Raw genomic sequence first — 9,938 nt, 5'->3', positions numbered from 1 at the left:
TTCCCCGCGCCGTCGCGACGGCCTCCCCGGCGCAGCGTGCACGCGCCGCGGCACTGACCGCCGCGCTGGGCGGCGCGGGTAACGTGCTGCGCGTCGAGCCGGTGGCGGCGACGCGGCTGCGCGCCGAGCTGCGCGACGCCGGCGCGATGGACGAGGGCGCCCTGGCGCGCGACGGCGCGGCCGCGATGCGCGTCGCCCCCGACGTCGTGCACCTGGTGGTCGGCGCCGACTCCGAGGCGCTGGCCGCCGCGATGGCGGGGGGCTGAGCGATGCGCCGCCTCCTGTTGCCGGCGGCGGTCGCCGCGCTCGCGGGGTGCGGCGGCGCGCCCGCAGCCGACGCGCCCCCGACGTCGACGCCCGCCGCGCCCGCCTCGGCCTCCGTCGCGCACCCCGAGTGGGCGGGCCACGCGAACATCTACGAGGTGAACGTCCGCCAGTACACGCCCGAGGGGACGCTGCGCGCCTTCCAGGCGCACCTGCCGCGGCTGAAGGCGCTCGGCGCCGACATCCTCTGGCTCATGCCGGTGCAGCCGATCGGCGTCAAGAACCGCAAGGGGCCGCTCGGCAGCTACTACTCGGTCTCCGACTACCGCGCGATCAACCCGGAGTTCGGGACCGAGGCCGACATGCGCGCGCTGGTGGACGACGCGCACGCGCGCGGCATGCGCGTGATCCTCGACTGGGTGCCGAACCACACCGCATTCGACCACACCTGGGTCGCCGCGCACCCCGACTGGTACGTCAGGAACCCCGACGGGTCGATCTCGAACGCGCGCGACAACGAGGGGAAGGCCACCGACTGGACCGACGTCGCGGAGCTCGACTACGCGAAGCCCGAGATGCGCCGGGCGATGCTGGCCGACATGCGCTGGTGGCTGGACAGCATGAAGGTGGACGGCTTCCGCTGCGACGTCGCCGGCGGCGTGCCCGACGACTTCTGGGCCGAGGCGCGCCGCGAGCTGGGGGCGGGGCGCCCGGGGCTGTTCCTGCTCGCCGAGGCCGAGGCGCCGAAGGCGCACGCCGCGTTCGACATGACGTACGGGTGGGAGCTGCACCACCTGCTGAACGCGATCGCGAAGGGCGAGAAGGGGACGTCGGAGCTCGACCGCTACTTCGCGCGGCAGGACTCGACGTACCCGCGCGGCGCGATGCGCATGTACTTCACGAGCAACCACGACGAGAACAGCTGGCAGGGGACGGAGTTCGAGCGGATGGGGGAGAACCACCGGCCCGCGTTCGTGCTCGCCGCGACCGTGGCCGGCGGGACGCCGCTCGTCTACACGGGGCAGGAGGCGGGGCTGAACCGCCGCCTCCGCTTCTTCGAGAAGGACACGGTGCGGTGGAGCGACACCACGCTCACGCCGTTCTACCGCGCGCTGCTCGACCTCAAGCACCGCCAGCCGCCGCTCGGCAACGGGGAGCTGGGCGGGACGCAGGCGGCGCTGCGCACGGACGGCGGCGACCGCACCTGGGCGTTCACCCGCACCCGCGGCCAAAAGGTCGTGCTGGTGGCGGTCAACTTCGGCGACGCGCCGAAGACGCTGCGCTACGAGGGGCTGGCCGCGCCGGGCGCCTACACCGACTGGTTCGACCGCACCGTCACGACGCGCCTGGCGGCCTCGGGGACGCTCGACGTCCCGGCGCACGGCTGGCGCGTGCTGTTCCACTGAGCCGATGCCCATCGCGACGTCCCGCCCGCGCCGCCTCGCGGCGCTGCTGCTCCTCGCGGCCGCCTGCCGCTCGGCCCCGACCCCGGCCGTCGCCCCCGCGCCCGCCGTCGGACGCGCCGCCGCGGCGCGCGCCGCCGGCGAGGCCGCGTACGAGCCCGCGCGCGACATCGGCGCGCTGTTCGCCGACGTGCAGCACGCGCGCGTCTTCCCCGACGGCAAGACGTTCGTGGACGCGCGCCCGCTCGACGACCCGGCGCAGCTGGCGCGGCGCTACGCCGCCGAGCGCGGGCGGGCGGGGTTCGACCTCGCGACGTTCGTGCGCGGCACGTTCGAGGCGCCGCGCGCCGCGGGCGCCGACTACCGCCCCGACTCGGGGCGCACGATGGAGGCGCACATCCGCGCGCTCTGGCCCGCGCTCACGCGGCAGGCCGACCGCCCCGACACGCGCTCGTCGCTGATCCCGCTGCCGAACCCGTACGTCGTCCCGGGCGGCCGCTTCCGCGAGGTCTACTACTGGGACTCGTACTTCACGATGCTCGGCCTCGTGGAGAGCGGGCGGACGGACCTCGTGGGGAGCATGCTCGACAACTTCGCGCACCTCGTGCGCACGGTCGGGCACATCCCCAACGGGAACCGCACGTACTACCTCGGCCGCTCGCAGCCCCCGTACTTCGCGGCGATGGTGGGGCTCTACGCGGCGGCCACCGACACGACGCGCGCGATCCGGTACCTCGACGCGCTCGAGGCGGAGCACGCGTTCTGGATGGACGGGGCCGAACGCGCGGCGCCCGGCGGCGCGCACCGCCGCGTGGTGCGGACGCGCGGCGGGGCGACGCTCAACCGCTACTGGGACGACGTGCCGGCGCCGCGCCCCGAGTCGTTCCGCGAGGACGAGGAGCTGGGACGGTCGTTCGCCGAGGGGGCGGCGCGCGAGGCGTTCTACCGCCACGTGCGCGCGGCCGCGGAGAGCGGGTGGGACTTCTCCAGCCGCTGGATGCGCGACCCGAAGGACCTGCGCACGCTCGAGACGACGAACGTCGTCCCGGTGGACCTCAACAGCCTGCTCTACCACCAGGAGCGGATCATCGCGATGCTGCGGCGCGCGCGCGGCGCGGCCGGCGACGCCGAGGTCGCGCAGCGCTACGAGCGCGACGCCGGGGTGCGGCGGGCGGCGCTGCTGGCGGCGGCGTGGGACCCGGCCTCGGGGTTCTTCTACGACGTGCGGTGGACGACCGGCGAGCGCATCGCCGACCGCCCGACGCTGGCCGCCGCGGCGCCGCTCTACTTCGGGCTCGCGACGCCCGAGCAGGGGCGCGCGGTGGCGGCGCGCCTGGAGCGCGAGTTCGCGCAGCCGGGGGGCTTCGTGACGACGCTGGTGCGCTCCGGGCAGCAGTGGGACGCCCCCAACGGGTGGCCGCCGCTCCAGTGGCTGTCGATGCAGGGCGCGCGGTGCTACGGGCGCGCCGACCTCGCCGACACGGTGCGCGGGCGCTGGCTCGCGCTCAACCGGCGCGTGTACCGCACGACGCTGAAGATGACGGAGAAGTACGACGTCATGGACCTGAGCCGGCCCGCGGGGGGCGGGGAGTACCCGAACCAGGACGGCTTCGGCTGGACGAACGGGGTCGCGCTCGCGCTGGCGGCGCAGGTGGCGGGCGCCGAGGGGCCGCCGGCGGACCAGCGGCGGGCGGCGGTGGAGACGCCGTGTATGACCCGACGGTGAATCGCGCTGCGGGCCGCGGGCTGCGGATTCCAAACCCGCAGCCCGCGTCCTGCAGCCCCCTGGGTCGTCCGCCCCACGCGGATTCCCGCCCGCCGCCGCAGCGTAGGGCATGCCCAGACTCCGATTCCTGCTGGCGCTGCTCGCGCTCACGTCCGCCACGGCGGGCGCCCAGCTGCACGTCGCCGTCCGCGTCTCCCCCGTCGCCGACCTCGCGCACCAGCTGGACTGCGTGACGGGGGTGGTGGGGCAGTGCGCGACCGACGACTACCGCGCGCTGTGGCGGCAGCGGTTCCTGCGCGACGCCGCCGACTCGGCCGCCGCGCGCGCGTGGGGCGCGCTGCGCGCCCGCTACCAGAACGCCTCGACGCAGGTCGACACGGGCGGCGCCGATGGCGTGGGGCGGCAGTACCGGTGGATCACGCTCGGCGACCGGTGGCGGCTGGCCGGGCTGCAGGCGCGGTCGTGGGACGATTACGGGGAGCGGCTGGCGCTGGTGCTGCTGCCGCAGGACCGCGCCCGCGCGGCGGCGGCGCTGGCGCACTTCCGCCCGCGCTTCGACGCGTGGTGGGAGGCCGAGGCGCGCGGCCCGCTCACGCGCGGGCGCGACACGCTCGCCGTGCTGCTGGCGACGCCGGAGCTCCGCGCGCTGCTCGACGGGGCGCGGCACTTCTACGGCGCGACGGGGCCGGGGAGCGACACGGTGTCGCTGACGCTCGTCGCGCGTGCCGGGCTGGCGGGGCGCGGCACGAGCGCGGAGGTGGTGGAGGGGTGGGCGGTGCAGGAGCTGCTCCCCGACGCGTCGCCGGCGCGCGAGGTGGGGGTGACGCTGCACGAGGTGGCGCACCTGCTGCTCGCCCTCGCCCCCGACGACGCGAAGGCGGCGGTCGCCGCCGAGCTGGCCCGCCACGGGCTGGAGGGGCGCGCCGCGCGCAGCCTGCTCGACGAGGGGCTGGCGACGGCGTTCGGCAACGGGCTGGTGGAGCGCGCCGTGCGCCCGGCGGCGCGCTGGGCCGCGTACGCCGCGCAGCCGCGCTCCTTCTACAACGACGACGCGATCGACGTCGCGGGGAAGGCGCTGATGCCGGTGCTCGACTCGCTGCTGCGCGCCGGCGCGACGCTGCGCGACCCCGCGGCGCTGGCCGCCGTCCGCGTCGCGCTGCGGGACGCGATGGGCGACGGGCTGACGCGCCCCTACGCGCTGCTGCACGACGTGTGGGGCTTCGTCGACGAGCGGGTGGCCGAGCCGTTCGCGGTGACGCGGCGCCTCCAGGGCGCGCTGCGCGCCGGCAACTTCTCCCTCTCCGTCGACTCGGCGGGCGCGATGCCGACCGCGCCGCTCGCGCGCGACCCGTGGGTGGGCGCCGTCGTGATCGCGCCGGCGTCGTCGCTGCCGCCGCTCGCGGCGCGCGGTGCCTTCCGCCCCGCGGAGGTCGCGGCCATCCGGCGCGCGGCGGCGGCCGGGCCCGTGCTCTACGGGGCCCGCCGCGCGAACGGGGCGCGCACCTGGGTCGTGGTCGCGTCCTCGGCGACGGAGGCGATGCCGTTGATCGACCGGCTCGTCGCGCTACCCCGGGATCTGGACGGACCTGTGCCCTGACAAGAGCGGGGGAATCGGATCGAACGGATCAGATCGGATCCTTCCGATCCGATTCCCCGTGCTAGAACACGCAGCCGGTGCGCGCGGGAATCGTGATGACCGACTCCGTCCCGTCCCGCCGCGGAGCCGCGCACCCGCCGACCACCGCTGCCGGCAGCTCGGTGGCGGGGATGCGGATCTCGGCCGGCTTCGCGGCGTCGTTGTTCAGGGCCACCACCGAGCGGCCGCGCCGGTAGACGTAGGTCTGCTCGCCCACGTGCAGGTGCTCCGTGCGGCCGCGGCGCAGGTCGGCGCGCTCGGCGCGCAGGCGGAGCAGCGCCTGCACGTGCGTCCACACTCCCTGCTGCTCCGGCGTGCGCCCCGACGCCTCGAAGGCGTTGCGCGCGTCGCCCGGGAAGCCGCCGGGGAAGTCGCGGCGGTTGTCCGGGTCGCCCGCGCCCGGCATCCCCAGCTCGTCGCCGTAGTAGACGAGCGGCGTGCCGCGGTAGGTGAGCAGGAACGTGTACGCGAGGCGCAGCCCGTCGAGCGTCGCCCCCGGCTCGCTCATGAAGCGCCGCTCGTCGTGGGAGCCGAGGAGGGTGAGGAGCGCGTTCGGGTCCGGGTAGAGGTGGTCGCGCGCGACCATCAGCGCGACCTGCTTCAGCGACCGCCCGCGCGCGAACGCGTCGCGCAGCTGGAAGTAGACCGGGAAGTCGAACTGGTACTGCACCTTCGGGTCGACGCCGTCGAACCCCACGCGGCCGCCCTGGTGGAAGGCCACCAGCGCCGGGTCCCCCTCGAGCACCTCGCCGACCACCGTGAGGCGCGGGTACTGGCGGTTGATGGCCGTCATCCAGTCGCGCCAGAAGGTGCGCGGCACGTACTGCCAGGTGTCCTGCCGGATCCCGTCGACGCCCGTGGCGCCGACCCACCAGAGCGTGTTCTGCGTGAGGTAGCGCGCCGCCTCGCGGTCGCCCTGGTTCAGGTCGGGGAGGAAGTTCACGAACCAGCCGTCGAGCGTCTCGCGCCGCAGCTGCGGCGGCGCGTACGGGTCGGCGATCGACCACCCCTGGAAGGTGTTGGCGAGGTGGCTGCGGCGCGTGCCGTTGTACCAGGTCGGCGTCGGCGAGTCGTCCACCCACGGGTGGAAGGCGCTCGTGTGGTTGGCCACCATGTCGAGGATCACCTTGATCCCCTGCGCGTGCGCGGCGTCCACCAGCCGCCGCAGCTCGGCGAGGTCGCCGAACCGCTCCTCGACGCCGTAGTAGTCGATCGCGTGGTAGCCGTGGTAGGCGGCGGTCCAGCGCCCGTTGTCCGTCTCGACCGTGTCGCGCTCGTTCGTGTTGTCGTAGACGGGGTTCATCCACAGCGCCGTCACGCCGAGCGACTTGAGGTACGGCAGGCGGGCGCGGATGCCGGCCAGGTCGCCGCCGTGGTAGCGCCGCGGGTGCGCGCGGTCGAGCAGCCCGCGCGACGCCGCCGGGTCGTCGTTGGCCGTGTCGCCGTTGGCGAAGCGGTCGGGCATGATGAGGTACATCGCGTCGTCGGGGCCGAAGCCCGCGAAGCGCCCGGCCGCCGCCAGGGGCGCCGCGACCGTGAAGGGGACGGGCGCCGAGCCGCCGGCGGTGCGCAGCCGCAGCGGGTAGCTGCCGGGCGCCGCGCCGCGCGGGATCGTCACGTCGACGAAGAGGTAGGTGCCGGCCGCGTTGACCGTCGGCGCGCCGCAGGCGAGGCGCCCGCACTCCAGGCGCGCGCCGCGGAGGGCGGTGCCGCGCACGAGCAGGCGCACCGGGTTGATCGAGTGCCCGCCCCACCAGTTCGGCGGCTCGACCTTGGTGACCGTGGGCGCCTGGGCCCCGGCGGGCGCGGCGAGCAGCACGAGACCGGCGACGAGCGAGAGCGCGCGCATCATGGCGGGAGGGGCGGCGAGTCCTTCACAAGCGGGGGCACCGGCCACAACTTCACCCCGTCGAGCCCGTCCGCCAGCCCCCACCCCGACGCACCGAGGACCGTCCGCATGACGCGGCCCCGCCTCAGCTTCTGGCAGCTGTTCAACATGAGCTTCGGCTTCCTCGGCATCCAGTTCGGCTGGGGGCTGCAGCTGGCCAACATGTCGGCGGTCTACGAGCGGCTCGGCGCGCGCCCCGACGAGGTGCCGCTGCTCTGGCTCGCGGCGCCGGTGACGGGGCTGGTCGTGCAGCCGATCGTCGGCGCGCTCAGCGACCGCACGTGGGGGCCGCTCGGGCGGCGGCGGCCGTACTTCCTGGTGGGGGCGATCCTGGCGTCGATCGCCCTCTTCTTCATGCCCACCTCCGGGACGCTCTGGATGGCGGCCGGGCTGCTCTGGGTGCTCGACGCGTCGATCAACGTCTCGATGGAGCCGTTCCGCGCGTTCGTCGCCGACAAGCTGGACGTGTCGCAGCGGACGTCAGGGTTCGTGATGCAGTCGCTGTTCATCGGCGTCGGCGCGTCGCTGGCCAACGCGATGCCGTTCGCGCTCAGCAAGATGGGCGTCGTCGGGAGCACCGCGAGCGGGATCCCGCTGACGGTGAAGTACTCGTTCCAGGCCGGCGCGGTGGTGTTCATCGTCGCCGTGCTCTGGACGGTGTTCACGACCACCGAGTTCCCGCCCGAGGACATGGCGGCGTTCGAGCGCGCCAAGAAGGGGCGCGGTGGATTCGGCGCGCTGGCGGGGGAGATCGCCGAGGCGGTGCGCGAGATGCCGGCCACGATGAGGCAGCTCGCGGTGGTGCAGTTCCTGACCTGGCTCGGGCTGTTCTGCATGTGGCTGTTCTTCGTGCCGGCGGTGGCGCGGCACGTCTTCGGGGCCACCGACCCGCAGTCGGCGCTCTACACGCGGGGCGTGGAGTGGGGCGGGTTCGCCTTCGCCTTCTACTCGATCACCTGCTTCGTGGTGGCGCTCGCGCTCCCGAGGCTGGCGGCGGCGACGAGCCGCAAGGCGGTGCACGCGGGCGCGCTGGTCTGCGGCGGGGTGGGGCTGCTGTCGGTCTACCTGATCCAGAACCAGTACCTGCTCCTGCTGACCATGGTCGGCGTCGGCATCGCCTGGGCGTCGATCCTGTCGATGCCCTACGCGATCCTGTCGACGGCGCTGCCGGCGGCGCGGATGGGGGTGTACATGGGCGTGTTCAACATGTTCATCGTCCTCCCCGAGATCATCGCCGCGCTCGGCTTCGGCCCGTTCACGCGCGCGGTGTTCGGCGTCGACAACCCGAACGCGCCGCTCTACGTGGTGATGATGGGGGGCGGCTGCCTGCTGCTGGCGGCCGCGCTGGTGTCGCGCGTGCACGACGTGGGCGACCGCGTGCCGGTCGGCGCGGTGATCGACGCCGACGAGCACGAGCCGCTGACGGTGCAGGGGAGCGCGCAGCCCGTGCCGAGCTCCGGGCCGGCGCGTTGAGCGCCCGTCAGCGCACGTAGCCCGTGCGGGCGCTGCGCCTGCCGCCCGCGCGGTGCGCCTCGTCCGACAGCGCGTGCACGCCGCTGGCGTCGATCCAGCGGTTGTAGAAGTTGAAGAGCGCGACGACGGTGATCCCGAACCAGAGCTCCTCGTCGGTCCACCCGTGCGCGCGCACGGCCGCCGCGTCCTCCGCGGTCAGGCGCGGGGACTCGTGGTTCACGCGGTCGAGGTAGCGGAAGAGCGCCCGGTGCCGCTCGTCCAGCGGCGACGTCTCCGGGTCGCGCACCACCGCCTCCACCAGCGCCTCGTCCTGCAGCAGCTCCGCCGCGACCGCGGCGTGCGACCTCAGTCAGAACGGGCAGTCGTTCCGCTTCGAGGTCCGCGCCGCGATCAGCTCGCGCATCCCCGGGCTCAGCGGCCCCGGCCCGCGCAGCACCGCCTGCGTGAAGCGCGCGAGGTGGTCGGTCGCCTCGGGCAGGAACGCGAACAGGTGCCAGATCTGCGGGTACTCGGCGCCCGTCGCTCGCATGTGCGCGATCGCGTCGTTCCAGGGGCCCGGCTTCGGGTCGGCCTCGACGCCGGGGAGGTACATGGGGTCCATTGGGCTCCTCTCGAGGTCCTGCGACCTGCGACCTGCGACCTCACGGCGTTCCGAGGTCGCAGGTCGCAGGTCGCAGGTCGCAGGTTCAGACCGTACAGATCCTGATCGCCTCCCGCAGCGACGCCAGCGGGTCCCGCGTCGGGATGAACTCCTGCGCCACGTAGCCGTCGAAGCCGATCTCGTTGAGCGCGCGCACGATCGCCGGGTAGTGCAGCTCCTGCGACCCGTCGATCTCGTGCCGCCCCGGGACGCCGGCGACGTGGTAGTGCCCGATGTGCTGCCGGTGGTCGCGGATCGTGCGGATGACGTCCCCCTCCATGATCTGCATGTGGTAGACGTCGTACAGCAGCTTGAACCGCGCCGACCCCACGCGGTCCACCAGCGCCACGCCCCACGGCGTGCGGTCGCACTGGTAGTCCTTGTGGTCGACCTTCGAGTTCAGCAGCTCCATGATCACCGTCACGCCCAGCCGCTCGGCGTGCGGCATCAGCTGGCGCAGCCCCTTCGCGCAGGCGTCCAGCCCCGCGGCGTCGGACAGCCCGTCGCGGTTCCCCGAGAAGCAGATCACCTGCGGCACGCCGGCCGCCGCGGCCAGCTCGAGCCCTTTCACGTAGCCGGCCAGCAGCCACTCGTGGTGCGCCTCGCGGTTCCACCCGCGCGTCAGCCGCATCGACGCCTCGCCGGCGGGGGCGTACCCGACGGCGCACGCCAGCCCGTGGGCCTTCACCGTCGCGAACTCGGACGGCTCCAGCAGCTCGATCGAGCGCGCGCCCATCCCGCGCGCGGCGCGCGCCAGCTCGTCGAGGGGGAGCCTGGACCACGGCCACCGCGTGACCGAGTGGCGGTAGCTCATCGCCCCGCCCAGTGGCGCCTCGCCCGCGGGCGGCGCACCCTCGGCGCGCAGCGCGGCCGGGAGCGCGGCCAGCGACGAGCCGCCGGCGCCGAAC

At 74.6% G+C, this 9,938-nt stretch carries 8 protein-coding genes and 1 pseudogene; 5 read left to right on the top strand and 4 right to left on the bottom strand.

Annotation, left to right across the window (positions count from 1 at the left end; translation table 11 throughout):
- The 4 genes and pseudogenes from PYV61_RS14070 to PYV61_RS14055 form a co-directional block, all read left to right on the top strand.
- A pseudogene (locus PYV61_RS14070) lies at positions 1 to 266 on the top strand (PTS transporter subunit EIIB); the annotation flags it as partial.
- A gap of 3 nt (positions 267 to 269) precedes the next feature.
- The gene (locus PYV61_RS14065) at positions 270 to 1,670 is read left to right on the top strand and encodes an alpha-amylase family glycosyl hydrolase (RefSeq protein WP_275832563.1); all 1,401 of its coding nucleotides are present in this window, start codon (positions 270 to 272) and stop codon (positions 1,668 to 1,670) included.
- A 4-nt stretch (positions 1,671 to 1,674) separates the two neighbouring features.
- On the top strand, positions 1,675 to 3,393 hold the full coding sequence (treF, locus tag PYV61_RS14060; RefSeq protein ID WP_275832561.1) for an alpha,alpha-trehalase TreF: 1,719 nt from the start codon (positions 1,675 to 1,677) through the stop codon (positions 3,391 to 3,393).
- Positions 3,394 to 3,502: 109 nt separating this feature from the next.
- Positions 3,503 to 4,990 carry a hypothetical protein gene (locus PYV61_RS14055; protein WP_275832559.1) on the top strand — a complete coding sequence of 496 codons (1,488 nt, stop codon included), beginning with the start codon at positions 3,503 to 3,505 and terminating at the stop codon, positions 4,988 to 4,990.
- Between the two features lie 61 nt (positions 4,991 to 5,051).
- Here the strand turns inward: PYV61_RS14055 and PYV61_RS14050 are convergent, their stop codons facing one another.
- The gene (locus PYV61_RS14050) at positions 5,052 to 6,881 is read right to left on the bottom strand and encodes an alpha-amylase family glycosyl hydrolase (protein WP_275832557.1); all 1,830 of its coding nucleotides are present in this window, start codon (positions 6,879 to 6,881) and stop codon (positions 5,052 to 5,054) included.
- Between the two features lie 105 nt (positions 6,882 to 6,986).
- Between PYV61_RS14050 and PYV61_RS14045 the strand changes: the two genes are divergently transcribed.
- On the top strand, positions 6,987 to 8,390 hold the full coding sequence (locus PYV61_RS14045; protein ID WP_275832556.1) for an MFS transporter: 1,404 nt from the start codon (positions 6,987 to 6,989) through the stop codon (positions 8,388 to 8,390).
- Between the two features lie 7 nt (positions 8,391 to 8,397).
- Here PYV61_RS14045 and PYV61_RS14040 read toward each other — a convergent pair whose 3' ends face one another.
- From PYV61_RS14040 to PYV61_RS14030, 3 genes are all read right to left on the bottom strand, one after another.
- A complete protein-coding gene (locus PYV61_RS14040; protein ID WP_275832555.1) occupies positions 8,398 to 8,676 on the bottom strand; it encodes a hypothetical protein in 279 nt (92 codons plus the stop codon).
- Positions 8,677 to 8,739: 63 nt separating this feature from the next.
- Positions 8,740 to 8,982 carry a hypothetical protein gene (locus PYV61_RS14035; RefSeq protein WP_275832554.1) on the bottom strand — a complete coding sequence of 81 codons (243 nt, stop codon included), beginning with the start codon at positions 8,980 to 8,982 and terminating at the stop codon, positions 8,740 to 8,742.
- 94 nt (positions 8,983 to 9,076) lie between these two features.
- On the bottom strand, positions 9,077 to 9,938 hold an 862-nt coding region (locus PYV61_RS14030; protein ID WP_275832553.1), incomplete at its 5' end, for a TIM barrel protein.

Source organism: Roseisolibacter sp. H3M3-2 (assembly GCF_029211165.1).
Lineage (GTDB): Bacteria > Gemmatimonadota > Gemmatimonadetes > Gemmatimonadales > Gemmatimonadaceae > Roseisolibacter.
Note: the sequence above shows the minus strand (reverse complement) of the source record. Positions and strands in the feature narration are given on the sequence as shown.